The organism is Methylobacterium currus (assembly GCF_003058325.1).
GTDB lineage: Bacteria > Pseudomonadota > Alphaproteobacteria > Rhizobiales > Beijerinckiaceae > Methylobacterium > Methylobacterium currus.
In genome coordinates this window covers 4,844,843-4,869,501 of the sequence record NZ_CP028843.1, presented here as the reverse complement: position 1 = coordinate 4,869,501, position 24,659 = coordinate 4,844,843, and the positions used below count along the sequence as shown (strand labels likewise).

At 70.5% G+C, this 24,659-nt stretch carries 22 protein-coding genes; 5 read left to right on the top strand and 17 right to left on the bottom strand.

Translation table 11 applies throughout. The features are described 5' to 3' along the window. Positions 1-15: 15 nt before the first annotated feature. From DA075_RS22565 to DA075_RS22545, 5 genes are all read right to left on the bottom strand, one after another. Positions 16-1,569, bottom strand: a complete 1,554-nt coding sequence (locus DA075_RS22565) for a UxaA family hydrolase (RefSeq protein WP_099955128.1) — start codon at positions 1,567-1,569, stop codon at positions 16-18. Between the two features lie 239 nt (positions 1,570-1,808). Then, positions 1,809-2,552 (bottom strand): ABC transporter ATP-binding protein, encoded by a 744-nt coding sequence (locus tag DA075_RS22560; protein WP_099955127.1) that lies wholly within the window; start codon positions 2,550-2,552, stop codon positions 1,809-1,811. Positions 2,553-2,566: 14 nt separating this feature from the next. Beyond that, on the bottom strand, positions 2,567-4,396 hold the full coding sequence (locus DA075_RS22555) for a branched-chain amino acid ABC transporter ATP-binding protein/permease (protein ID WP_099955126.1): 1,830 nt from the start codon (positions 4,394-4,396) through the stop codon (positions 2,567-2,569). After that, the gene (locus DA075_RS22550) at positions 4,393-5,268 is read right to left on the bottom strand and encodes a branched-chain amino acid ABC transporter permease (RefSeq protein ID WP_099955125.1); all 876 of its coding nucleotides are present in this window, start codon (positions 5,266-5,268) and stop codon (positions 4,393-4,395) included. The genes DA075_RS22555 and DA075_RS22550 overlap by 4 nt, the downstream gene beginning before the upstream one ends. A gap of 106 nt (positions 5,269-5,374) precedes the next feature. After that, positions 5,375-6,538, bottom strand: a complete 1,164-nt coding sequence (locus DA075_RS22545) for an ABC transporter substrate-binding protein (RefSeq protein ID WP_099956736.1) — start codon at positions 6,536-6,538, stop codon at positions 5,375-5,377. A 193-nt stretch (positions 6,539-6,731) separates the two neighbouring features. On the opposite strand from DA075_RS22545, the gene DA075_RS22540 reads away from it, so the two are divergent. Beyond that, positions 6,732-7,802: a malate/lactate/ureidoglycolate dehydrogenase gene (locus DA075_RS22540; protein ID WP_099955124.1), complete on the top strand. Its 1,071-nt coding sequence runs from the start codon at positions 6,732-6,734 to the stop codon at positions 7,800-7,802. Between the two features lie 24 nt (positions 7,803-7,826). Here DA075_RS22540 and DA075_RS22535 read toward each other — a convergent pair whose 3' ends face one another. Then, positions 7,827-8,237: a type II toxin-antitoxin system VapC family toxin gene (locus DA075_RS22535; protein WP_099955123.1), complete on the bottom strand. Its 411-nt coding sequence runs from the start codon at positions 8,235-8,237 to the stop codon at positions 7,827-7,829. After that, entirely contained in the window at positions 8,234-8,461 is a 228-nt protein-coding gene (locus DA075_RS22530; RefSeq protein ID WP_099955122.1) for an antitoxin, read from the bottom strand. Before DA075_RS22530 ends, DA075_RS22535 begins: the two co-directional genes overlap by 4 nt. A 149-nt stretch (positions 8,462-8,610) precedes the next feature. On the opposite strand from DA075_RS22530, the gene DA075_RS22525 reads away from it, so the two are divergent. Beyond that, the gene (locus tag DA075_RS22525) at positions 8,611-9,630 is read left to right on the top strand and encodes an SMP-30/gluconolactonase/LRE family protein (RefSeq protein WP_099955121.1); all 1,020 of its coding nucleotides are present in this window, start codon (positions 8,611-8,613) and stop codon (positions 9,628-9,630) included. 265 nt (positions 9,631-9,895) lie between these two features. Here the strand turns inward: DA075_RS22525 and kce are convergent, their stop codons facing one another. The 5 genes from kce to DA075_RS22500 form a co-directional block, all read right to left on the bottom strand. Then, positions 9,896-10,825 carry a 3,5-dioxohexanoate:acetyl-CoA acetone transferase gene (kce, locus tag DA075_RS22520; RefSeq protein WP_099955120.1) on the bottom strand — a complete coding sequence of 310 codons (930 nt, stop codon included), beginning with the start codon at positions 10,823-10,825 and terminating at the stop codon, positions 9,896-9,898. Positions 10,826-10,836: 11 nt separating this feature from the next. Then, complete coding sequence (locus DA075_RS22515) at positions 10,837-11,763, bottom strand: 3-hydroxyacyl-CoA dehydrogenase (protein WP_099955119.1); 927 nt, start codon at positions 11,761-11,763, stop codon at positions 10,837-10,839. A 40-nt stretch (positions 11,764-11,803) separates the two neighbouring features. Next, entirely contained in the window at positions 11,804-14,329 is a 2,526-nt protein-coding gene (locus DA075_RS22510) for a branched-chain amino acid ABC transporter ATP-binding protein/permease (RefSeq protein WP_099956735.1), read from the bottom strand. A 5-nt stretch (positions 14,330-14,334) separates the two neighbouring features. After that, positions 14,335-15,216: a branched-chain amino acid ABC transporter permease gene (locus DA075_RS22505; RefSeq protein WP_420813158.1), complete on the bottom strand. Its 882-nt coding sequence runs from the start codon at positions 15,214-15,216 to the stop codon at positions 14,335-14,337. 142 nt (positions 15,217-15,358) lie between these two features. After that, complete coding sequence (locus DA075_RS22500) at positions 15,359-16,636, bottom strand: ABC transporter substrate-binding protein (protein ID WP_099955117.1); 1,278 nt, start codon at positions 16,634-16,636, stop codon at positions 15,359-15,361. Positions 16,637-16,782: 146 nt separating this feature from the next. Here DA075_RS22500 and DA075_RS22495 point away from each other — a divergent pair, with 146 nt between their 5' ends. Both DA075_RS22495 and DA075_RS22490 read left to right on the top strand, forming a co-directional pair. After that, complete coding sequence (locus tag DA075_RS22495) at positions 16,783-17,511, top strand: GntR family transcriptional regulator (protein WP_232387432.1); 729 nt, start codon at positions 16,783-16,785, stop codon at positions 17,509-17,511. 180 nt (positions 17,512-17,691) lie between these two features. Then, positions 17,692-18,459, top strand: coding sequence for an SDR family oxidoreductase (locus DA075_RS22490; RefSeq protein WP_099955115.1), 768 nt, complete (start codon positions 17,692-17,694; stop codon positions 18,457-18,459). 132 nt (positions 18,460-18,591) lie between these two features. On the opposite strand, the gene DA075_RS38195 is transcribed toward DA075_RS22490, so the two are convergent. The 4 genes from DA075_RS38195 to purD form a co-directional block, all read right to left on the bottom strand. Beyond that, positions 18,592-18,714, bottom strand: a complete 123-nt coding sequence (locus DA075_RS38195) for a hypothetical protein (RefSeq protein WP_269153926.1) — start codon at positions 18,712-18,714, stop codon at positions 18,592-18,594. A gap of 86 nt (positions 18,715-18,800) precedes the next feature. Beyond that, a complete protein-coding gene (gene rarD / locus DA075_RS22485; RefSeq protein WP_099955114.1) occupies positions 18,801-19,676 on the bottom strand; it encodes an EamA family transporter RarD in 876 nt (291 codons plus the stop codon). 152 nt (positions 19,677-19,828) lie between these two features. Further along, complete coding sequence (locus DA075_RS22480) at positions 19,829-20,737, bottom strand: alpha/beta fold hydrolase (RefSeq protein ID WP_099955113.1); 909 nt, start codon at positions 20,735-20,737, stop codon at positions 19,829-19,831. A 69-nt stretch (positions 20,738-20,806) separates the two neighbouring features. Next, positions 20,807-22,096 (bottom strand): phosphoribosylamine--glycine ligase, encoded by a 1,290-nt coding sequence (gene purD, locus DA075_RS22475; RefSeq protein WP_099955112.1) that lies wholly within the window; start codon positions 22,094-22,096, stop codon positions 20,807-20,809. A 167-nt stretch (positions 22,097-22,263) separates the two neighbouring features. Between purD and xseA the strand changes: the two genes are divergently transcribed. Further along, positions 22,264-23,817, top strand: coding sequence for an exodeoxyribonuclease VII large subunit (gene xseA, locus DA075_RS22470; protein ID WP_099955111.1), 1,554 nt, complete (start codon positions 22,264-22,266; stop codon positions 23,815-23,817). 91 nt (positions 23,818-23,908) lie between these two features. Here the strand turns inward: xseA and DA075_RS22465 are convergent, their stop codons facing one another. Continuing rightward, positions 23,909-24,628 carry a DUF1013 domain-containing protein gene (locus DA075_RS22465; protein WP_099955110.1) on the bottom strand — a complete coding sequence of 240 codons (720 nt, stop codon included), beginning with the start codon at positions 24,626-24,628 and terminating at the stop codon, positions 23,909-23,911. Between the last annotated feature and the right edge of the window lie 31 nt (positions 24,629-24,659).

The following is a 24,659-nucleotide window of genomic DNA, read 5'->3' as shown; positions in this document are numbered from 1 at the left end:
GCTACATCGTGGTGGCTACATCACCGCGCCGATCTGCCAGGGCACGAATTCCGCATCGCCGTAGCCGAAGCCCTCGGACTTGGTGCGCTCGCCGGAGGCGACACGCAGGATGGTCTCGAAGATCTGGCGGCCCTTCTCCTCGATCGAGACGCCGTCGAGCACGTCGCCGCAATCGATGTCCATGTCGTCCTGCATCCGCCGGTACATCTCGCTGTTGGTGGCGAGCTTGATCGACGGGGTCGGCTTGCAGCCGTAGGCCGAGCCGCGGCCGGTGGTGAAGCAGAGCACGTTGGCGCCGCCTGCGACCTGGCCGGTGGCCGCCACGGGATCGAAGCCGGGCGTGTCCATGTAGACGAAGCCCTTGGCCGTCACCGGCTCGGCGTAGCGGTAGACGCCTTGCAGCGTCGTGGTGCCGCCCTTGGCGGTGGCGCCGAGCGACTTCTCCAGGATGGTGGTGAGGCCGCCGGCCTTGTTGCCGGGGGAGGGGTTGTTGTTCATCTCGCCGCCGTTGCGGGCGGTATAGGCCTCCCACCAGTGGATCATCTCGACGAGCTTGTGGCCGATCTCCGGGGTCGCGGCCCGGGCGGTCAGCAGGTGCTCGGCGCCGTAGATCTCCGGCGTCTCGGACAGGATCGCGGTGCCGCCCTCAGAGACCAGCCGGTCGACCGCGGCGCCGAGCGCCGGGTTGGCGGTGATGCCCGAATACCCGTCCGAGCCGCCGCATTGCAGCGCCAGCATCAGCTCGGAGGCGGGCACGGTCTCGCGCTTCGCCTTGGCGACGGCCGGCAGCATCTCGCGGAGCGCCGCGACGCCGGCCTCGATCGTGCGCCGCGTGCCGCCGGTATCCTGGATGGTGAAGCTGCGGAAGGTCTCGCTCTCCTCGATGCCGTAGGCGCGCTTCCAGCGGTCGATCTGCAGGCCCTCGCAGCCGAGGCCCACCATGATGACGCCGCCCATGTTCGGGTTGGCGGCGTAGCCCCAGAGGGTGCGCTTGAGGATGTCGGCGCCCTCGCCCTGGATGTCGTAGCCGCAGCCGGTGCCGTGGGTGAGGGGGATGATGCCGTCGATGCCCGGGAACTCGTCGAGGAGGCCTGAGCGGCGCGCCTCCTCGGCGATGAAGCGGGCGACGGTGGCCGAGCAGTTCACCGAGGTGAGCACGCCGACATAGTTGCGGGTGCCGACCCGGCCGTCCGCCCGGCGATAGCCCTCGAAGGTGGCGCGCTGGGTCTCAGGCACCATCGCGACGGGCTTCGCCTCCTCGCAGAAGCGGTAGTCGCGGGCGAAGTCGCCCTTGTCCTCGCCGAGGCCGACATTGTGCTCGTGCACCCACTCGCCCGGGGCGATGGCGCGGCTGGCGAAGCCGATGATCTGGCCGAACTTCCGGATCGGCGCACCTTCGGGAATCGTCACCACCGCGAATTTGTGGCCCCGGGGCACGCGCGCCGAGGCCGTCACGCCCTCGACGGTGGCGCCGGGCACGATCGGGTCCACCGCCACCACGACGTTGTCCTCGGGGCTGAGGCGGACGGTGCGGGGGCTGGTGGGGTGGAGGGGCGTGGGGGTGGACATGGGTGGGACCTTACTGATTGAGGCCCATCATACGGCCGGCGGCGACCGTCGAGCCATCATGGATTTCGTCGGTCACGCCGGAGACTTGTGCGGGCCTCCCGAGTGATCGTCATCGCTTGGTTGGACTGGCGGGCGCGGCGGACGCGGATTCCGCACGAACATCCCAGGAACGGCACAGCGCGGGATCCCCTCTCCCGCACGGGAGAGGGGAGGCGCGCCATGTCCTTCACCGACCAGGATCAGTGCGCCAGTGCCTCCGCCTTGGCCCGCCCGCCGAGATACACCGCCCGGATGTCGTCATTGGCCCAGAGCGCCTGCGGCTCGCCGCTGAGCACGAGCTTCCCGGTCTCCAGCACGTAGCCGCGATCGGCGACCGAGAGGCCCATGCGGGCGTTCTGCTCGACGAGGAGCACGGTGGTGCCGCGGCGGCGCACCTCGGCGATGATCGCGAACACCGCCTGCACGATCACCGGGGCGAGGCCGAGCGACGGCTCGTCGAGCAGGAGGATGCGCGGCTTCGCCATCAGCCCGCGGGCGAGCGCCACCATCTGGAGCTGGCCGCCCGAGAGCGTCCAGCCGAGCGCGTCGCCGAAGCGCCGGATGTCGGGGAAGAGCTCGAACATGCTCTCCGCCTCGTCGCGGATCTGGCGCGACGAGAGTCCTTTCCGGTTCGAGGCGCCGAGCATGATGTTCTCGCGCACCGTGAGGCCCGGGAAGACCCGGCGCCCCTCCGGCACGTGCGCCACGCCGCGGCGCACGATCTCCTCGGGCTTGAGGCCGAGGAGGGACTGGCCCTCGAACAGCACCTCGCCGCCGGCCGGCTTCACCAGCCCCGAGATGGTCTTGAGCGTCGTCGACTTGCCGGCCCCGTTCGAGCCGAGCAGGGTCACGACCTCGCCGGCCTCGACCGAGAACGAGATGCCGCGCACGGCCTCGATCTCGCCGTAGCGCACGGTCAGGTCGCGGATTTCCAGGAGTGCCATCGTGTGTCTCCTGCTCAGGCCGGGGCGAGGTCGGTCTTGAGGCCGACGCCGGGCCCCTCCGTGGCTTCCTGGCCCAGATAGGCCTCGATCACGGCGGGCTCGCGCAACACCGTGGCGGTGACCCCGTCGGCGATGCGCCGGCCGAAATTCAGCACCGTGATGTGGCTCGCCACGTCGCTCACCAGCGTCATGTCGTGGTCGATGATGAGGATGGTCAGGCCCTTGGCGGCCATCCGGCGCAGCAGCACGGTGAGCGCGTTCTTCTCGGTCGAGTTGAGGCCCGCGGCCGGCTCGTCGAGGAGGAGCAGCACCGGGTTGCCGGCGAGCGCCCGCGCGATCTCGACCAGGCGCTGGTGGCCGTAGGAGAACGATGAGATTGGCTCGTCCGCCCGGGCCTCCAGCCCGACGAAGGCAAGCGCCGCCCGCGCCCGGGCTTCGAGGGAGGCGCGGTCATGGGCGACGATGCCGTTGCCCGGCCGCTCGGCGCCGATCACCACGTTCTCGAGCGCGCTCATCGAGCGGAACAGGCGGATGTTCTGGAACGTCCGCCCGAGCCCGGCCGCCGCGCGCTGGTGCGGCGCGAAGCGGGTGATGTCCTGGCCGTTGAGGCGCACCCTCCCGCCGGTCGGGGTGTAGAGGCCCGACAGCACGTTGAGGGTCGTGGTCTTGCCCGATCCGTTCGGGCCGATCAGGGCGTGGATGCCGCCGCGGGCGACCGTGAAGCTGACCTCGTCCACGGCCTTCAGGCCGCCGAAATGCTTCGACAGGCCCTCGACCTCGAGCACGGGGGCGGCGGAGGCCGCATCCTGCGTCAGCGTCAGCTCCTGGGCCCGGGGCGGGGTGCCTTTGCGCGGCCGCAGGCGCTTCACCTGGTCGCCGAGGAAGCCCCAGATGCCCTCCGGCATGAACACCACGATCAGGATGACGGCGAGGCCGTAGATCGCCAGGTACAGGCCCGGGATCTCCTTCAGGAACCGCAGCCATTCGGGAATCAGGATCAGGAGCCCGGTGCCGATCACCGCGCCGACCGGCGAGCCGACGCCGCCGAGGAGCGCCATGGTGAGGAACACCACCGACTCGGCGAAGGAGAACTGGTCCGGGCTGATATAGGTGAAGCTGCCGGCAAACAGCCCGCCGCCGAGGCCTGCGAGCAGGGCGCCGATGGCGAAGGCCGCCACCTTGGTGCGGTAGATGTCGATGCCGGTGACGCCCGCCGCCAGCTCGTTGTCGCGCACCGCCCGCATGGCGCGGCCGAGCCGGGTCTTGGGCATCCGCCAGATCGCGTAGGCGACCGCCCCCAGGACGAGGACGCAGAGCGCGAGGTAGCTCTGGCCATCGGTGAAGAGCCCGGGGCGCTTGATGTTCGGCACGCCGTCCGGCCCGTGGGTGACCGGAATCCAGTTGATCATGATCAGCGTCAGGATCTGCTGGAACGAGATCGTCACCATCGCGAGGTAGTGGCCGCCGAGACGCAGCGTCGAGGCGCCCAAGCCCGCACCGAGGATGAGGGCGAGCACGAGGCCGATCGGCAGGCAGAGCCAGAAGCTGAGCCCGAGATCGACGGTGCCGAGGCCGACCGCGTAGGCACCGATGCCGAAGAAGGCGGCCTGGGCGAGGTTGATCTGCCCGCACAGGCCGAGCACGACGGTGAGCCCGATGACCGCGATGGCGTAGGTCGCGGCCTGCATCAGGATGTTGAGCACGTAGCCGCTGAACGGGGTCGTGGCGGCGAGGAACACCGCGGCCGCGACCAAAGCCGCGTAGGCGAGGCTGCCGACGGGAAAGCGGCGGGCGGGAGCGACGGACGCCGGGGCCGCCGCGACGGGGCGAGGGGAGCCGGTCATGCTTTCTCCGCGATGCGTTCACCGAAGATGCCCTGCGGGCGGAAGGCCAGGAAGGCGACGAGGACGATGAAGGCGAAGGCGTCCTTGTAGGGCACCGAGATGTAGGCGGCGCCGAAGGTCTCGATGATGCCGAGCGCCAGCCCGCCGATGATCGCCCCCGTCACGTCGCCGAAGCCGCCGATGATGGTGGCCGCGAAGGCCTTGAGCGCGATGGTGGCTCCCATCTGGATCGACACGAACAGCACCGGCGCCACCAGGATGCCGGCGATGCCGCCCAGGACCGCGCTGTACACGAAGGTCAGCATGATCATCCCGGCGACCGGAATGCCCAGCAGCGCCGCCATCTCCTTGTCCTGCGAGGTCGCCTGCAGCTTCTTGCCGATCAGGGTGTGCTCGAAGAACCAGTACTGGAACGCCACCAGCACCGCGGTCACGGCGATGATGAGCAGGTACTGGGTGTCGAGGAAGACCGGGCCGACCAGGAAGCCTTGCGTCTCGAAGACCGGCGGCAGCACCTGCGGCTGCGGCCCGTAGAGGGCGAGGGTGGTGTTGGCGAGGAAGATCGAGGCGCCGATCGTCGAGATGATCACCGGCAGGTAGGTGCGGTGGCGCAGCGGATAGTAGACGCCGAGGTTGAACAGCGCGCCGAGCAGCGCCATGCCGCCGATGGCGAGCAGGAACGACAGCCAGTACGGCCATTCCAGGTCGACGGCGAAGACCACCATCAGAAAGGCGGCCACCATCGAGAACTCGCCTTGCGCGAAGTTCACCACGTTGGTGGCGCGGAAGATCAGCACGAAGCCGAGCGCGACGAGCGCGTAGACGGCGCCGATGCCGACTCCTGTGAAGAGGAGCTGGAGGATGAGGTCCATCAGGGCCCGTCCCGGATCGGATGAAAGGGGTCGTGCCGCCGGTCACGCGGCGGCCGAGACGGCGTCGGGACGGCTCGTCGCCGTCCCGCATGAAATGTCCGGAAGATCAGGCCTTGTAGAAGTCGATGCGCTTGTCGAAGACGATGTTGCCCTTGTCGTTGCGCACCACGTTGTAGCCGTGCAGGCCGTCGCCGTTCTGGTCGAAGTTGTAGGTGCCCTCGGCGCCCTCGTGGCCGCGGATGGCGAGCAAAGCCTCGCGGATCGCCTTCGGATCGGTCTTGCCGGCGGCGTTGATGGCCTTCGCCAGCACCGTCACGGCGTCGAAGGTCCAGGAGGACTGGTTGTCGGGGGCGAGCTTCATCACCGCCCGGTAGGCCTTGCCGAAATTGCGCGCCGCGTCGCTCGATTCCTCGGCGTAATCCGCCACCCCGTAGGTGTTGTAGAGCGACGGGCCGGCGAGCTTGAGCGCCGTGACGTTGACGATCGAGGCCGAGCCGACCCAGGGCGCCTGGACGCCGAGCTGGCGCAATTGCCGGGCGAAGATGCCGAGGTCGTTCTCGAAGGTGAAGTAGGAGCCGATCACGTCGGCGCCGGATTGGCGGATCGCCAGCACGACGGGCGTGAAGTCCTGGCTCTGGTTGGTGTAGCCCTGGTCGAGGGCGACCGTCGCCCCGGCCTTGCCCAGGGCTTCCGTCAGCGCCTTCGCGCCGCTGGTGCCGAAGGCATCGGTCGAGTGGATGATCGCCCACTTCTTCTTGTTGAGCGTGCTCACGCCGTACTCGGCGATCACCCGGGCCGAGAAGCTGTCGTTCGGGCGGAAGCGGAACAGCCACGGATTGCCGAGCTGGGTCAGCACCGGGTCGGTGCCGCCGAAGGCCACGGGCTTTCCGGTCTTCAGGATGTCCGGCGCCATGGCGTGGTTCTGGGTCGAGCGGATCGAGCCGAGGAACGCCACGAGATCGGGCTGGGATGCGAGCTTGGAGAAGGCCAGAACCGCGCCCGGATTGGTGGTCTGGTCGTCCTCGGTGACGAGCTCCATCGGCTTGCCGAGGACGCCGCCGGCCTTGTTGACCGCCTCCAGCGCGATCTTGGCGCCATTGAGGGCGAAGCGGCCGGCATCGGCGCCGGGTCCGGTGACCGGCAGCACCATGCCGATGCGGATCGTGCCGCCCTGCTGGGCGCTCGCGGGTCGAATGATCGACGGCGCAACGAGGCCCGTGGCCGCGACCGTGGCCGCACTCTTCAGGAAAACGCGGCGCGTCGTCCTCATCAGCATGTTCCTCCCATGGGGATAGCCGGTGCTGCGAGGCCCGGCCTTGGCCCGAATGAGACACCGGCAGCGCTGCCATGTCCACCCCCGGGATTAAAAATGCCTGGTCAGACCTGCGCCGGACGCCCTCGACCTGCGGCGCCGGCGCGGCCATTCTCTGGCCGCCAGAATCAAGAAACCGGGAGGATTTTTCATGCAGATCGCCGCGGCGGGCCTGACCGCCTACGTCCGGGACATCTTTTCGCGCGAAGGCTGCTCGGACGCGGAGGCCGAGCGGATCGGCCGCTACCTCGTCGCCGCCAACCTGACGGGGCACGACAGCCACGGGGTGATCCGGGTGCCGCGCTACGTCGCCTGGCTGCAGGAGGGCGAGGTCGAGGCCGACCGCACGCCGGAGGTGGTGAGCGACGGCCCGGCCTTCGCCCTCGTCGACGCCCATTTCGGCTTCGGCCAGACCGCCGGTCCCTTCGCGACCGAACTCGGCATCCGCAAGGCGCGCGAGACCGGCGTCGCCATCGTGGCCCTGCGCCATGCCGGTCATCTCGGCCGCATCGGCGAATGGGCCGAGCAGGCCGCCGCCGCCGGCCTCGTCTCGGTGCATTTCGTCAACGTGGCGGGCAGCCTCCTCGTCGCGCCCTTCGGCTCGGTCGACCGGCGCTTCTCGACCGCGCCCTTCGCGGCGGGCTTCCCGGTTCAGGGCGCCGAGCCGGTGATCCTCGACTTCGCCACCTCCGCGGTCGCCGAGGGTAAGGTGCTCGTCGCCTCGCAGGGCGGCAAGCCGCTCCCCGAGGGCGTGCTGATCGAGCCCGACGGGCGGCTCTCGGCCGATCCCGCGACCCTGTACGGCCCCCTCGACGGCCTGGAGCGCGACAACCGCAATGGCGCCGGCGCGATCCGGGCCTTCGGCGAGCACAAGGGCTCGGGGCTGGCGCTGATGTGCGAATTGCTCGCCGGTGCGCTCACCGGCTCGGGCACCGCCGGGCCGGGCGCGCGGCGCTTCTGCAACGGGATGCTGTCGCTGTATATGACGCCGGAGGCCTTCGGCTCCGAGGATGCGATGGTGCGCGAGACCCGCGCCTATCTCGATTTCTTCAAGAGCGCCCGCCCGGTGCCCGGCGGCGAGGTGCTGCTGCCGGGCGAGCCGGAGCGGCGGACCCGGGCCAAGCGCCTGGCCGAGGGCGTGCCGCTGCCCGATCCGGTCTGGGAGACGCTGCTGGCGGCGGGGCGGCCGCATGGGCTGGATGGGAACGCGTATCGGGGGTGAGCCGACCAATCCGGACGGCCCTCGTCAGGCCGTCCAATCCTCGATCGTGAGGCCGGGCACGTGGCTGAACTCGCCCACGTTCCCGGTCACGAGCGTCAGCCCGGCCGCGAGGGCGTGAGCGGCGATCCAGAGTTCGTTGCCGCCGATGATCTGACCTTGACGCCCGAGTTTGGCTCGGATGGCGCCATAGCGGCGGCCGGTCTCGTCGGGCTCGGCAATCGCGATTGGCACGACCGCAACCAGTCGGGCGAGAGCCGCGAAAGCGGCATCACGATCCACGCTCTTCTCCGCCCCGAAACACAGCTCTCCGTAGGTCACCGGCGACATGACCGCTTCGCCGATGCCGAGCGTCGTCAGTCGGGCGACGACCGAGCGTGGCCGCTTGCGTCGAAGCGCTATGATGATGTTCCTATCGAGCAGGTAGCGAGGCGTCACAGGCCCTCGCGTTCCTCCGGTAGGCCATCATGCAGATCGGTCAGCATGTCGGCGGGCATACTGTCGATGATGTCGAGGAGAACGGAGAGATGGGTTGGGCGCTCGCGCAGGACGACCTCGTCGCCGCGGCGAAAAATCTCGACCGCGCTGCCGTCGAAGCGAAATTCCCGCGGCAGTCTGACGGCTTGGCTCCCGCCGGACATGAAGAGCTTCGCGACGGCCATGAGGCCTCCGTATCTACACGCCATATCTACATCGACCGTCCGATCGCCACAACGGCAGTCGGCCCGTAGAAAACCACGAGACATGGCGCCCGGCTTCCGTACAATCCCCTTAGTCCGGCGCGGAGACACCGGACGGGAGGAGACGAGTGATGAACCGACGTGACGTCCTCGCGGGCGCCGCCGCCCTGACGGCGACAACGGTCGCGGCGCGGGCCGAGCGCCTGCCCCTCGGCGACCTGCCGGGCACCCGCTATCCCGACCCGCGGGTCGAGGTGCTGGACAAGCGCTTCCGCTACAAGGTCGGCAATGCCGCGATCGAGCGCATCGCCACCGGCTTCCGCTGGGCCGAAGGCCCGGTCTATTTCCGGGACGGCGGCTATCTCCTGTGGAGCGACATCCCCAACAACCGGATCATGCGCTGGCTCGAGAACGGCCATGTCAGCGTGTTCCGGACGAACGCGAACTACTCGAACGGCAACACCCGCGACCGGCAGGGCCGGCTGATCACCTGCGAGCACGACACCCGAAGGGTGACCCGCACCGAGCCGGACGGAAAGATCACCGTGCTGATCGACAAGTTCGACGGCAAGCCGCTCAACGCCCCCAACGACGTGGTGGTGGCTTCCGACAACGCGGTCTGGTTCACCGATCCGGGCTACGGCATCGACGGGTTCTACGAGGGCCACAAGGACAAGGCGGAGCTGCCGACCCGGGTCTACCGGCTCGATCCCTCGACCGGCCAGGCCAAGGTCGTGGCGGAAGGCATCGACCGGCCGAACGGGCTCGCCTTCTCGCCCGACGAGAAGATCCTCTACGTGGTCGATTCCGGCGCGACCCATGGCGGGCGCTCGAACATCCGCGCATTCAACGTCGAGGGCGACCGGCTCACCGGCGACCGGGTCTTCGCCGAAGGCTTCGCGCCGGGCTTCACCGATGGCTTGCGCACCGACGTCGAGGGCAACGTCTGGTGCTCGATGGGCTGGGCCGACCCGAAGGAGGACGGGGTGCGCTGCTACACGCCGTCCGGCGACCTCATCGGCAAGATCCATCTGCCGGAGACCTGCGCCAACCTCTGCTTCGGCGGTCCGAAGAAGAACCGGCTGTTCATGACCGCGAGCACGTCGGTCTACGCGGTGTACGTGGAAACGCAGGGCGCGATGGTGCCGTAGGCCGAGGTTGCGGCACGCGCAGGACGGCCGCCGCGCATGAACCCTCCCCCTTCGGTGGGGGAGGGTGGCGAGCGTGAGCGAGCCGGGAGAGGGGACGCCGCTTCCGGAGAGACCGCGACCCACCATGACGGGCGCCACGTCCGGAAGCGTCGCGTTCCCCTCTTGCGGGACTTCGTCCCGGCCCGCCCCGCTCCGTGGGGCACCCTCCCCCGCAGGGGGGGAGGGTTGGGCGTCGGCCTTCTCTCAGTATCGCTCGAACAGACCGCTAGAACTCCACCCGGTCCCCGCCCTTCAGCGCCAGGATCTCGCGCGCGTCGTCCGGGGTCGCCACGTCAAGCCCCAGCCCTTCGATGATCTGGCGCGCCTTCAAGACCTGCTGCGCATTGGACTCGGCCATCTGGCCGGGCCCGATCCACAGCGAATCCTCCAGCCCCACCCGGACGTTGCCGCCGAGGGCGATCGCCTGCGCGGCGATGGTCATCTGGTTGCGGCCCGCCCCCAGCACCGACCAGCGGTAATCGGCGCCGAACAGCCGGTCGGCGGTGCGCTTCATGTGCTGGACGTCTTCCGGATGCTGGCCGATGCCGCCGAGGATGCCGAACACGCTCTGGACGAAGAAGGGCGGCTTGATCACGCCGCGATCGGCGAAGTGGGCGAGCGTGTAGAGGTGGCCGATATCGTAGCACTCGACCTCGAACCGGGTGCCGTTCTCGGCGCAGGTCGTGAGGATGTGTTCGATGTCGGCGAAGGTGTTCTTGAAGATCCGGTCGCGCGAGCCCTCCAGGTAGGGCTGCTCCCAGTCGTGCTGGAAGGTCTTGAAGCGCTCCAGCATCGGGTAGAGGCCGAAATTCATCGACCCCATGTTGAGCGAGGCGACCTCCGGCTTGAAGTGGGCTGCCGGGCCGAGACGCTCGTCGATCCCCATGGTCGGGGCGCCGCCGGTGGTGAGGTTCACCACGCAGTTCGAGCGCTGCTTGATGACCTTCAGGAACGGCTCGAAGGCCTGGGGCGACTGGTCGGGCTTGCCGGTCTTCGGGTCGCGGGCATGCAGGTGGACGATGGCCGCGCCGGCCTCCGCCGCGCCGATCGCGGCCTCGGCGATCTGGTCGGGGGTCACCGGCAGGTGCGGGGACATCGAGGGGGTGTGAATCGCGCCGGTGACGGCGCAGGTGATGACGACTTTTCTCTTGGCCATGGGATTTCCTCCTAAGATTGGGCGCGCTTATGCGCCATGAGGGCGGCGAGGCGCGCGTCGCGCCGGCGGCTGCGCTCCGCCGGCGGGGCGGGATCGGGGCCGCATTCCCAGGCGGCGACGATGCGGGCGGTGCTCTCGGGGGACCACACCGAGGCGGGAGCCGGATCGGCGGCGAGCCGGCCGTAGAAGCCGCCGTAGCGGGCGGCGTAATCGGCCACGCCGCCCGGCGCGTTGAGATCGATGGTGGCGAAGGGACCGAGGAAGGACCAGCGCAGGCCCAGGCCCTCGGCCACCGTCTTGTCGAGGTCGGCCGGGCTCACCACGCCCTCGGCGACGAGGCGGAACGCCTCCGAGAGCAGCGCCCCTTGCAGGCGGTTGAGCACGAAGCCCTCGACCTCGCGGTTCACGGTCACCGGCGCCTGGCCGGCGGCCTCGTAGAGGGCGCGGGCACGGTCCACCACCGCCGGATCGGTCCAGGGCGCGCCGCAGAGTTCGACCACCGGCACCAGGTGGGGCGGGTTGACCGGGTGGCCGACGAGGCAGCGGGCGCGCCCCGCGAGGCCTTCGGTGAACAGCGAGGCGACGATGGCCGAGGTCGAGGAGGCGAGGATCGTCTCCGGACCGCAGAGGGAATCGAGCTCGGCGAAGAGTGCGCGCTTGGCCTCGACCGTCTCGGGGCCGTTCTCCTGCACGAGGTCGGCCCCGGCCACCGCCTCGGCGAGGGTTGGGCAGGTGCGGATCCGGGCGAGGATCGCCGGGATATCCGCCACGAGGCCGTGGGTCTCGAGCTGGCGCAGGGCCTCTTCGATATGCCCGGGCGCGGCGTCGAGCGCCGCTTCGTGGATGTCGGTCAGGCGGACGGCAAACCCGGACCGGGCGAAGACCACGGCCCAGGACCGGCCGATCAGCCCGGCCCCGACGACGGCAACGGTTGGCATCGGCGACGAATCTCCCTCGGAGCGGATCATAATCAGGAACTCACAGCCACAGCACCTGCCGGCGAAGCACGAGGTCGTCGCGCAGGGCCTGCGAGGGGCCGACATGCATCACCCGGCCGCGCTCCAGCGCCACGGTGCGGTCGGAGAGGGCGAGGGCGAGGTCGAGGTTATGGTCGACGATGACGATCGAGACCTCCCGGCGTAGGGCGTCGAAGGTCTCGAACAGGCTCTCGACCACCGCGGGCGCCAGCCCCTCGAACGGCTCGTCGAGGAGCAGCACCCGCACGTCGCCGGACAGGGCGCGGGCCACCGCCACCATCTGCTGCTCGCCGCCCGACAGGTAGTCGGCCGGGGTGCGCCAGCGCTCGCGCAGGCGCGGGAAGTAGGACAGGACCCGCTCCTCGTCCCAGTGCACGCCGTTGCCGGTGCGGCGCTTGAGCCGGCCGAGCTCCAGGTTCTCGGCGACGCTCATCCCGGCAAAGAGGCCGCGACCCTGCGGCACGTAGCCGATGCCGGCCCGGGCGATCGCCGCCGCCGAGCGGCCGTCGAGGACCTCCTGCCCGAGGCGGATCTGGCCGGCAGCGTGGGGGCTGAGCCCCGTGATGGTCTTGAGGCAGGTCGACTTGCCGGCGCCGTTGCGGCCGAGGAGCGCCACGATCTCGTGGGCGTGGACGTCGAAGGTGACGCCCGCCAGGATGTGGCTCTTGCCGTAGAAGGTATCGACGCCCTCGAGCGACAGCAGCACGCGCGGCTCGGCGGCGCTCGGGCGGGCTTTGGCGGCCATCGCGGCGGTGCCGGAGCCGATATAGACCTCCTGCACCCTGGGGCTGGTGCGGGCATCCTCCACCGTCCCGTCGACCAGCACCGTGCCCTCGTTCATCACCGTGACCGCATCGGCGATCTGGAAGACGCGGTCGATGTCGTGCTCGACCATCAGCACCGGCACCTCGGTCGAGACCCGCTTGATGATGTCGCCGATGCGGGTGCGCTCCGCCGCCGCCAGGCCGGCCAGCGGCTCGTCGAGGAGCAGCACCCGGGGCTTGGTCGCGAGCGCCACCCCCATGTCGAGGAGGCGCTGGCCGCCATAGGAGAGCGAGCCGGCCTCGGCCCGCTCCAGCCCGGCGAGGCCGAGCCAGCGCAGGATCTCGGCGGTCTCGGCCGCCGCCTCCCGGTCGGCGCGGGCGTCGCGCCAGGGGTTGAAGCGGCCGGGGCGGCGCCCCTGCACCGCGAGCCGAATGTTGTCCGCGACGGTCAGCGCCGGGAAGAGGTTGGTGATCTGGAACGAGCGGCCGATGCCGGCCGCGCAGATCCGCTCCGGCGCAAAGCCGGCGATCGAGCGGTCGGCGAGGGTCACGGTGCCGGCATCGGGGCGATACATGCCGGAGATGAGGTTGAAGGCGGTGGTCTTGCCGGCGCCGTTGGGACCGATCAGCGCGTGGAGCGTCCGGTCGCGGACCGCGATGGTGACGCCGTCGACCGCCTTCAGCCCGCCGAAGCGCTTGGCGATGCCGCGGGCGGCCAGGATCACCCCCTCGACGATCCCGTCGGGCCGCAGGAAGGGCGGCAGGTTCTCAGGCATGCCGGCCTTGCGGCCCGCCATCGCGGCGTCCTCGGTGGCGGGCGGGCGCACCATCCGCCATACGCGCCGGCCGATGCCGACGAGCCCGTCGGGCGAGAACAGGATGAAGCCGACGAACAGGAGGCCGAACCAGAACAGCCAGTCGGCGGTCCAGATCGACAGCATCTCCCGGAACAGGATGAAGAACAGAGCCCCGATCGCCGGCCCGGCGAAGCTCCGCATGCCGCCGATCACCACCATGGCGAGCAATTCGCCCGAGAAGGCGGAGCCCAAGGGCTCGGCCGAGGCGAAGCGGTGGGTGAAGACGCTCAAAACGCCGGCCAGGCCCGTCACGGTGGCGGAGACCGTGAAGGCGAGGAGCTTGTAGCGGTTGGTCGGATAGCCGAGGAAGCGCGCCCGCTGCTCGTTCTCGCGGATCGCCTCCAGCACCGTGCCGACGGCCGAGCGCCGGAAGCGCCCGAGCCCGAAGGCGGCTGCGAAGCCGGCGACGGCCACGAGACCGTACCAGGTCCAGGCCGCATCCAGATCGAGCCCGAGGAAACGCGTCCGCTCGACGCCGCCATAGCCGCTCTCGCCGCCGGTGAGCGCCGTCCAGCGGAAGGCGATCGTGAAGGACAGGGCCGACAGCGCCAGCGTCAGGAGCGAGAAGTAGACGCCGCGCCGGCGCAGGATCAGCAGGCCGAGGGGCAGGGACGAAGCGGCCACGAAGACGAGGGCGAACAGGACCGGCGGCAGCAGGGTGCCGGGGAAGAGGGTGCGCTGGCTGATCGCCGCCGCATAGGCGCCGAGGCCGAAGAAGGCGCCGTGGCCGAAGGAGACGAGCCCGGTCTGTCCGACCAGGATGTTGAGCCCCATGCAGGCCACCGCGAACACCACCACGTCGGCGGCCGAGGTGAGGGTGAGACCCAAGCCCTCCAGGCAGAAGGGCAGGGCCACGAGGGCAAAGGCCAGGAGCGGCAGGGTGAATCTCTCGCTGCGGTCGGTCATGATCGTCACTCGAACCGCAGGATGCGCTCGCCCAGCAGGCCGCGCGGCCGGACGAGCAGGATGACCGCCATCAGGGCGTAGATCGCGGCTTCGGCGAAACCCGGATAGACCAGCACCATCAGGCCGCGGACGATTCCGACGATGAGTGCGGCCAGCACCACGCCCCAGAACGAGCCGAGGCCGCCGATCACCACCACCACGAAGGCGCCGGTGAGCACCTCCGCGCCCATCGCCGGGTGCACGCCGGAGATCGGCGCCAGCATCACCCCGGCGAGCGCCGCGAGGCCGACGCTCAACCCCACCACCGTCGCCATGTAGGGTTTGAGCGAGATGCCGAGCGCCGCGACCATGTCGGGGTTCTGGACGCCGGCCCGGACCACCCGCCCGAAGGTGGTGCGCTGGAGCAGGAACCAGACGCAGGCCACCGCTACGATGACCGCCGCCAGGATGGCGAGCCGGTAGCGCGACAGCACGAAGTCGCCGACGAAGATCTGCCCGCGCAGGGCCTGCGGGATCGCGTAGGGCAGGGGCGGCGCGCCGAAGATCATCCGCAGGGCCTGCTCGGCCACCATCGCAAGGCCGAAGGTAAGAAGCAGCGAGAGGATCGGGTCGGCGCGGTAGAAGCGGCGGAAGAGGAACCGCTCGACCAGAAGGCCGATCACCGCGACGAGGACCGGCGCGGCGACGAGGGAGCCGCCGAAGCCGAGGGCGGGGGACAGCACGATCGTCAGGTAGGCGCCGATCGCGTAGAACGCGCCGTGGGCCAGATTGACGATGCCGCCCAAGCTGAAGATCAGCGACAGGCCGAGCGCGATCAGGAGGTAGATCGCACCCAGGAACAGGCCGTTGACGACCTGCTCGACGGCGAGGGTGAGGAGGAGCACGATCTCGCTTCCTTCGGAATTCCGCGAATATCAGTCAGGCTGCGCCACTTCGATTACGTTCAACAAGGAAGGCGCCGGATCCCCTCTCCCATACGGGGGAGGGGAGACGCGCTTCATCTTGACCGCGTCGATGAGCCGGCGACGCCTACCCCTCCATCCGGCACGCCGCCTCCTCCGCCGTCGGCGCCAGCACCTCCATGTCCTCGTTGGGCCCGGGGATCGCCGGGGTCGAGGTGAACAGGTCCCACTTGTCCTTCACCTTGTCGGCGGGCAGCGCCGTGATCGCGTACATCTCGCTGATGAGCTGATGGTCGCGGGCGCGGAAATAAGCCGGGCGGGGCTTCTGAACGTCGAACTTGGCGCCGCCCTCGAGATAGGAGACCAGCTTCGGCCCCTCGGTCGACCCTGTATCGGCCATCGCCTTCGCGACGATCTTGACCGCGTTGTAGTCGCCCCAGGCCTGGTTCTCGGGCGGCTTGCCGTACTTCTTCGTGAAGGCCGCCACGAAGGCCTTGGCGGAGGGCGTGTCGACCTTGTGGTGCCACAGGCAGGGCCAGGTGCCGGCGAAGTTGCCGGAGCCGGCGCCCCAGGCCAAAGCCGTGTCGAAGCCGAACCCGGCGACCGGGAAGGGCAGGCCGTACTCGGCATATTGCTTGAGGAAGTTGGTGATCTGGTTGCCGGCGAGGTTCGAGATCACGAGGTCGGGCTTCGCCTGCCGGATCTTGATCAGGTAGGCGGAGAAGTCGGTGGCGTCGGTCGGAACCAGCTCGTCGGCCGCGAAGGTTCCGCCATTGCCCTGCATGAACACCTTGGCGACCCGCAGGAGGTCGTGGCCGAAGGCGTAGTCGGCGGTGAGCGAGTACCAGCGCTTGCCCTTGACGAGCCCGCCCTCGGTCAAGGAGCGGCCGACCGCCTTGACGTACATCGAGTTCGCGCCCTCGACGTGGAACATGTAGCGCTTGCAATCCTGCCCGCGCAAAGCATCAGAATTGGCGCCGGTATTGAGGAAGATCGTCTTCCCCCGCTGCGCAACCTGGCCGATGGCCAGCGCCGAGGCCGAGGAAATCTCGCCGACGATCGCCGCGACCTTGTCGCGCTCGACGTAGCGCTCGGCCTTGCCGGAGGCGGTCTGCGGATTGACCGAATCCTCGGTGAGGAGCTCGATCCTGCGGCCGTTGATGCCGCCGGCGGCGTTGATCTCCTCGGCGGCGAGCTGGGCCGCCATCACGGCGTATTCGCCGAGCGGGCCCAGGAAGCCGGTGCGCGGCGTGAGGTGGCCGATGCGGATCGGCGCGCCTTGTGCGCGCACGAGGCCCGGCATCGCGAGCGCGGCGCCGGCGGCGAGGCCACCCTGCACGAGACGGCGGCGCGTGATGAGGGAGCGCGTGATGAGGGGGCGCTTGGGAGTGGAGCCCTGCGTCATGGTGCGTGTCCTGCCCGGGATCGCATCACGGTCGTTCGGGTTGCCGTGATCTGTGATCACACTTAGGCTGGCATCAAACGGCGCGCCTGTCGAGACGGGAGACACCGTCCGCATGCGCCGGCAGGAGGAACGCAGGGGAGGTCCGCTTGGAAAGGCGGGACTTGCATGGAGGGGAGGCGCGCGAGCGCCCCGACCGGGACGGCGTCGCGCCGCCGGCGCGGATCACCCTGGGCACGCAGGTCTACGACGCCCTGCGCGACCTGCTGATCGCCGGCGAGCTCGCGCCCGGCGAGCGGCTATCCCTGCGGACGGTCGCCGAGCGGCTCGGCACCTCGATGATGCCGGCGCGGGAGGCGGTGTCGCGGCTCGTCGCCGACGAGGCCCTGGAGGTGCTGCCGAACCGCGCAGTCCGGGTGCCGGTGATCACGCTGCACAAATTCCGCGAGCTGACCCGCGTGAGGATCGCCGTCGAGGGTTTCGCCGCGGCGGAGGCTGCGCTGGCCGTCACGCCCCGCGACCTCGCGGCGATCCGGGAGCACGACGCGGTGTTCCGGCACGAGGTGCGGGCGCCCGAGCCCGACCTGGAGCGGGCGATGCGGGCCAATCGCGACCTGCATTTCGCCGTCTACGAGGCCGCCGGCCTGCCCTCCTTGATCGCGATCATCGAAGGCCTGTGGCTGCGCATCGGGCCGGTGCTCAACCTCGACATGCGCTCCTCGCCCCGCCGCCTCGCCGAGGGCGGGGCGCAGGCGCATCACGCGAACCTCGTGGCGGCGTTGGCCGCCGGCGATGCCGAGGGCGCCCGCGCGGCGCTCGCCGCCGACATCGCCGGAAGCGCCGCCTTCATCGAGACCACGGGGCGCCTCGCGCCCTAGTGCACTGACACCGACGAACGAGCCACATGCTCATTCGCCAAACAGCTGTAATCACAGCGGAAATCGTGCTGAGCGGTGTACCTTCTGAAGGCGTCAGTGCACTAGCATCGAGACCACGGGGCGCCTCGCGCCCTCGCATCGAGACCATGGGGCGGCCGCCCCTCGAGCACGGAGGACATCATGGACATGGGATTGAACGGCCTGAAGGTGCTGGTCACCGCGGGCGCCGGCGGCATCGGGCTCGACGTGGCCCGGGCCTTCGTGGAGGAGGGCGCGCGGGTCCATGTCTGCGACGTCGACCGCGACGCCCTGGCGGCCCTGCCCGCCGGCATCACCGGCACCTATGCCGATGTCGCCTCGCGCGACGACGTCGCCCGGCTGTTCGCGGAGGCGCAAGACGCGCTCGGCGGGCTCGATTCGCTGATCAACAATGCGGGCATCGCCGGGCCGACGGGACGCGTGGAGGAGATCAACCCGGAGGATTGGGACCGCACCCTCGACATCTGCATCACCGGGCAGTTCAACTGCGTGCGCCTGGCGGTGCCGCATCTGCGCAAGAGCGCGAACCCGTCGATCGTCAACCTGTCCTCGGTGGCGGGCCGCTTCGGCTTCCCGCTGCGCACGCCCTACGCGGCGGCGAAGTGGGCGGTGATCGGCTTCACCAAGTCGCTGTCGCGCGAGCTCGGGCCCGACGGCGTCCGGGTCAACGCGGTGCTCCCCGGCATCGTCGCCGGCGACCGCCAGCGCCGGGTGCTGGAGGCCAAGGCGCAGCAGCGCGGCATCAGCTTTTCCGAGATGGAGCAGGCGGCCTTCGCGGCGGCCTCGATCAAGGACTACGTCACCGCCCGCCAGATCGCCGACCAGATCCTGTTCCTGGCCTCAGAGCGGGGCAAGACCATCTCCGGCCAGGCGCTGGCGGTGGACGGCGACTTGCAGATGCTGACGTAAGGGATTTGCCGGGTCGGCTCGACAGTGCCTCCGCCCTCCGCGTCATCCCGGGTTCCGCTTCGCTGCCCCGGGACGACGTCGAGGGTCGAGTCTATTCCGATCTTGACGCGATGGAGGGCGGTCGAAAGACCGTCACGGCAGCCAGCGCGCCAGAAATCCACCGACCGCCACGGCGAACACCGCCCACGGGCCGAGCACCAGCCAGATCGGGTGCGGCCCGTCCTCGTCCCTCGCCTTTACCTCGTTCAGGATCATTCCGGGCCCCCGCCGATTCGTCGCGTGAGGCGAGAGAGCCCGGCGATTATGGTTGGACGGGGGAAGCTTGACCGGTGGAGCTTGCCTCAGCCTGTGCAATCCTCGGGCTGGCGCGCCACGACGGGGCGCGGACGCGCCGCGTCGAGGGCGTAGAGCGCCAGTCCCGCCCAGATCAGCCCGAAGACCAGGGCCCGGGAAGGCGGCAGCGATTCGCCGTAGACGAGCACGCTCAAGAGCAGCAGGCAGGACGGCGAGAGGTATTGCAGCAGCCCGATGGTCGAGAGCTTGAGGCGGGAGGCGGCGGCGGCGAACCACATCAGCGGGACCGCGGTGGTGATGCCGGTGAGCATCAGCAGCAGCCACTGGCCGGTGCCCTGGCCGGGGGGCGCCGGTGCGACGACGAGGTAGGCGAGCGCGAGCGGCAGGAGCGCGAAGGTCTCGGCGCCGAGGCCCAGGATCGGGTCGATCGGCACCAGCTTGCGGATCAGGCCGTAGATCGCGAAGCTGACGGCGAGCGCGAGCGCGATCCACGGCAGGGTGCCGGCCGCCACCACGGCCGCGACCACGCCGACGCCGGCGAGGGCCACTGCGGCGAGCTGGAGCGGGCGCAAGGTCTCGCGCAGCACCAGGGCGCCGAGCGCCACGTTGACGAGCGGGTTGATGAAGTAGCCGAGGCTCGCCTCCAGCATCCGCCCGTTCTGCACCGCCCACAGGTAGAGCGACCAATTGCCCGCGATGATGAGCGCGGAGAGCAGCAGGAAGGCGTGACGGCGCTCCAGCGTGAACCGGGGTGCCCGGCGCATCACCCGCAGGGCGAGGAGCAGCAGCGCGATGAACAGGCTCGACCAGACGATGCGGTGGGCGAGGATGCCCCAGGCCGGCACCCCGTCGAGCAGGCGGAAGTGAACCGGGACGACGAGGCCCCAGCTCAGGAAGGCGCCGAGCGCGTAGATCAGACCCACGGATGTTTCCCCCAGGTGCCTACGGCACGAGAGGCGCCTGCGGCGTGAGAAACCTCGCCGCGCGCCCGCAGGGCTTGTGCCGCAGGCGGCCCGCCCGGGCTACGGGCCGGGGCGGGGAGCGGTCCCCCGCTCCGCGCGGGTCTGTGGCGGAATCAGGCCGCGAGGAAGCGTTCCAGGATCGGAAGCGTCGCCCCCGGGTTCTCCTCGGCCACGAAATGGCCCGAGGAGACGATCTCGAAGGTGGTATCCCCCGGTGCGAAGGTGCCGGTCCAGGCCTGCCGCACCGGATCGAGCCCGTCGCGGCCGACGAAGCGGTCGGCGACCAGCACCAGGACCGGGCCGGCGAGGCGGCGCCCCTTGGCGAGGTCGGCCTCGTCGGCGGCCCGGTCGGGGCCGGCCCCGGCGCGGTAATCCTCGCAAGAGGCGTGGATCCGCTCGGGCACGTTCCAGCTCTGGCGGTAGAGGTCGAGGGCACCGGGAGAGAAGGCGTCGAGGGTGCCGTCGCCGGTCCAGAGCCGCAGCAGATCCTCGTAGTACGGGATCGGAGCCTTGCCGATCGCCTTCTCGGGGATCGGGGCGGCTTGCGCCAGGAAGCGCCAATGCGGATAGGCGTCCGGCTCCCGGTCCATCTTCCGCCACTGCGACACCGTCGGCAGGATGTCCAGGAGGGCGAGACGGTCGATCCGGCCCGGCTCGTCGAGGGCGAGGCGGTAGCCGACCCGGGCGCCGCGGTCGTGGCCGATCAGGCCGAAGCGGACATGGCCCAGCCGCTCCATCACGGCGACGACCTCCCGGCCCATCTGCCGCTTGGAATAGGCCTCGTGGCCGGGGTCTCCGGCCGGCGCGGCCGACCAGCCGTAGCCCTTGAGATCGAGGCAGATCACCCGGTGGGTGCGGGCGAGCGCCGGGGCGATCCTGTGCCAGCAGGCATGGGTCTGGGGAAAGCCGTGCAGCAGCACCAGGGGCGGGGCCTCCTCGGGGCCGCCGGCCCGGGCGAAGAAGCGCCCGTCGGGCAGGTCGATCCAGTGCGAGGTGAAACCGGGAAACAGGTCGGCGGGCATCGGGCGCTCCCCACGGTATCTGGCCCGCGCCAGCGCGCGGACCTGCCGAGGTTAACGCAGCAGCCCGGCTCAGGTCTCGCGGGCGACCGCGCGCCAGCCGATGTCGCGGCGGCAGAAGCCCTCCGGCCAGTCGATCCGGTCGAGGGCGGCGTAGGCGCGGGCCTGCGCCTCCCGCACGTCGCGGCCGAGCGCCGTCACGGCCAGGACCCGGCCGCCATCGGCCACCAGCCGCTCGCCGTCGCGCCGGGTCCCGGCCTGGAACACCAGGGCGCCGGCCCTTTGCGCCTCCGACAGACCGCGGATCTCCGAACCCTTGGCGACGGTGCCCGGATAGCCGGGCGCCGCCATGATGACAGTCAGGGCAACCTCGTCGCGCCACTCCGGCGTCACGCCCGAGAGGTCGCCCTCGCTGGCCGCGAGCAGCAGCGGCACCAGATCCGAGGCGAGGCGCGGCATCAGCACCTCGCATTCGGGGTCGCCGAAGCGGGTGTTGTACTCGATCAGCATCGGGCCCTCGGCGGTCAGCATCAGCCCGGCATAGAGGATGCCCGAGAAGGGGGTGCCCCGCGCCCGCATCCCGTCGAGGGTCGGGCGGATGATCCGCTCCATCACCTCGGCCTCCAGCGCGGGGGTCAGGACGGGAGCGGGGGAATAGGCGCCCATGCCGCCGGTATTCGGCCCCTTGTCGCCGTCATGGACGCGCTTGTGGTCCTGGGCGGTGCCGAGCAGCACGGCGTTCGTGCCGTCGCAGAGCGCGAACAGGCTCGCCTCCTCGCCAACCATGCATTCCTCGATCACCACCTCGGCCCCGGCGGCGCCCATCCCGCCGCCGAGCATGGTCTCCACCGCGGCTTCCGCCTGTTCCAAGGTCTCGGCCACCACCACGCCCTTGCCGGCGGCGAGCCCGTCCGCCTTGACGACGACCGGGATGCGGCCGGCGCGCAGGTAGGCGAGCGCCGGCTCGACCGCGCGGAACCGCGCGAAGGCGGCGGTCGGGATCGAGAACTCCCGGCACAGTTCCTTGGTGAAGGCCTTCGAGCCTTCGAGCTGGGCAGCCGCCGCGTTCGGCCCGAAGGCCCGGATGCCGGCCTCGGCGAGCGCGTCGACCAGGCCCGCCACCAGCGGGGCCTCGGGGCCGACCACGACGAAATCGACGCCCTCGCGCCGGCAGGCGGCGACCACGGCCGCGTGGTCGGTCACGTCGAGGGGCAGGTTAGTGCCGTGGGCGGCGGTGCCGGGATTGCCGGGGGCGATCAGCAGGCGCCGGCAGAGCGGGCTCTGCGCCAGCTTCCAGGCGAGGGCATGCTCGCGCCCGCCGGAGCCGATCAGCAGGAGGGTGAGGGGGTGCTGGTCGCGCATCGCCGGTCCCGAAAGGATCTCTGTGTCTCGCGCGAGGGTTTAGGGAAGGCGCGCCCGGCCGGCAACCGGCCGGGCGACACCTGCGACTGATGCGCGGGGGACACTCGCTCGCTCAAGCGGCGGACCGGCCTTCCGCGGCCCGGCCGGAGCCGGTAGCCTTTGTGGCGATGTCGGCTTCCGCTCTCTCCGCCCCGATCGCCAACGTGCCCGAATGGTCGGTCACCGAATTGGCGAGTGCCCTCAAGCGCACCCTGGAGGATGCGTTCGGACATGTGCGCCTGAAGGGCGAGATCTCGGGCTATCGCGGCCCGCACGGCTCCGGCCACGCCTATTTCAGCCTCAAGGACGGCGGCGCCAAGATCGACGCCGTGATCTGGAAGGGCACGATGCTGCGGCTGCGCCACAAGCCCAAGGAGGGGCTCGAGGTCGTGGTCACCGGGCGGATCACGACCTATCCGGGCAAGTCCGCCTACCAGATCGTGGTCGATTCGCTCGAGCCTGCCGGGGCCGGCGCCTGGATGGCGCTCCTGGAGGAGCGCCGCCGCCTGCTCGCGGCCGAGGGCCTGTTCGATGCCGCCCGCAAGCGGCCGGTGCCGTACCTGCCCGTGGTCGTCGGCGTCGTCACCTCGCCGACCGGCGCGGTGATCCGCGACATCCTGCATCGCCTCGCCGACCGGTTCCCGCGCCACGTCCTGGTCTGGCCGGTGCGGGTGCAGGGGGAGGGGGCGGCCGAAGAGATCGCGGCGGCGATCCACGGCTTCAACGCGCTGGAGCCCGGCGGCGCGATCCCGCGGCCGGACGTGCTGATCGTCGCCCGCGGCGGAGGCTCGATCGAGGACCTGTGGTGCTTCAACGAGGAGATCGTGGTGCGGGCCGCCGCCGCGAGCGCGATCCCGCTGATCTCCGCCGTCGGCCACGAGACCGACGTCACGCTGATCGATCACGCCGCCGACCGGCGCGCCCCGACCCCGACGGGCGCCGCCGAGATGGCGGTGCCGGTGCTGCACGAGCTGCTGGTCGACCTCGAATCCCTCAGCCGACGCCATGCCGGCGCATTGCTGCGCCTCGTCGACCAGCGCCGGGGCGAGCTGCGCGGTCTGACGCGGGCGCTGCCGGGCCCGGAGGCGTTGCTCGCCCAGAAGCGCCAGCGCCTCGACCTCGCGGAGGCCCGCCTCGCCCCGGCTCTGGCGGCCAATGCCCGGGATGCGCAGGCGCGCCTCAACCGGGCGCTCCAGGGGCTGGCCCGCAACGCTCCCTCCTTGCGCCTCGCCCGTGCGCGCGAGCGGCTGGCGGCGATCGACCACCGCCCGCGCCATGCCCTGGAGCGGGTGCTGGCGGTGCAGGGCGAGCGCCTGAACGGGCTGTCGCGCCGGCTGGAACAGGCGCCGGGCCACGGTCTGGAGCGCTTGGCCGGGCGCCTGTCGCGGGCGACCGCCCTGTTCTCCAGCCTCAACTACCGGGCCGTGCTGGCCCGCGGCTACGCGCTGGTGCTCGACGAGGCCGGCACGCCGGTCGGATCGGCCGCGGGGGCACGGGCGGCGGGACGTGTGACGGTCGAGTTCGCCGACGGGCGGGTGGCGGCGACGGTGGAGGGCGCACCGGCTCCCGAAACCCCGCCGAAACCGGCTCCGCGCCGGGCGGCCCGCCGCAGGGAGACCGGGGCGGAGACGAAGAAGGCGCCCGAGGAGGGCGCCTTGCAGGGGTCTCTGTTCGAGACGTGAAGCTCGCGGCCCCAACCCTCCCCCACTTGCAGGGGAGGGTTAAGCGTCGGCCATCGAAGCGTTGACTCGACGTCGCCGGGTCTGGAAGACCTCAATACTCGTCGTCGTCCTCGTCCGCCTCGCCCTTCCGCATCGGCTTGAGGCGGGCGAAGACCGAATCGGCGTCCAGGCGCTCGTCACCGCGGCCGGGGCGACGGTCTTCGTCGCGGTCCTCGGGCTCGGGCAGGACCGAAAGCTCGGGCGGCATCAGGGTGGCGCCGCCCTCGGCGGATTCCACCAGCGGCCGGTCCTTGGCGGCGCGCTGCACCTCGAAATCGAGGTCGATCTGCGAGCACAGGCCGAGGGTCACCGGGTCCATCGGCTGCAGCGAGCCGGAATTCCAGTGGGTGCGCTCGCGGATCTGCTGGATCGTCGACTTGGTGGTGCCGACGAGGCGCATCACCTGCGCGTCCTTCAGCTCCGGGTGGTTGCGCAGCAGCCACAAGATGGCGTTCGGCCGGTCCTGGCGGCGGGACAGGGGAGTGTAGCGCGGACCCTTGGTGCGCTTCACCTCGGGCAGCTTCACCTTCGACACCGCCACCTTCATCCGGTGGTTCGGGTTTCCTTGCGCCCGCTCGATCTCCTCGCGGGTGAGCTGGCCGGTCGAGACCGGATCGAGACCCTTGATGCCGGCCGCCACCTCGCCGTCGGCGATGCCCTTCACCTCGAGGGGGTGGAGCTTGCAGAAATCGGCGATCTGATCGAAGGACAGCGACGTGTTCTCGACGAGCCAGACGGCCGTCGCCTTCGGCATCAACGGTCCCTGGGACATACCATACCTCCTCGGGGCGCTCCTTGAGCGG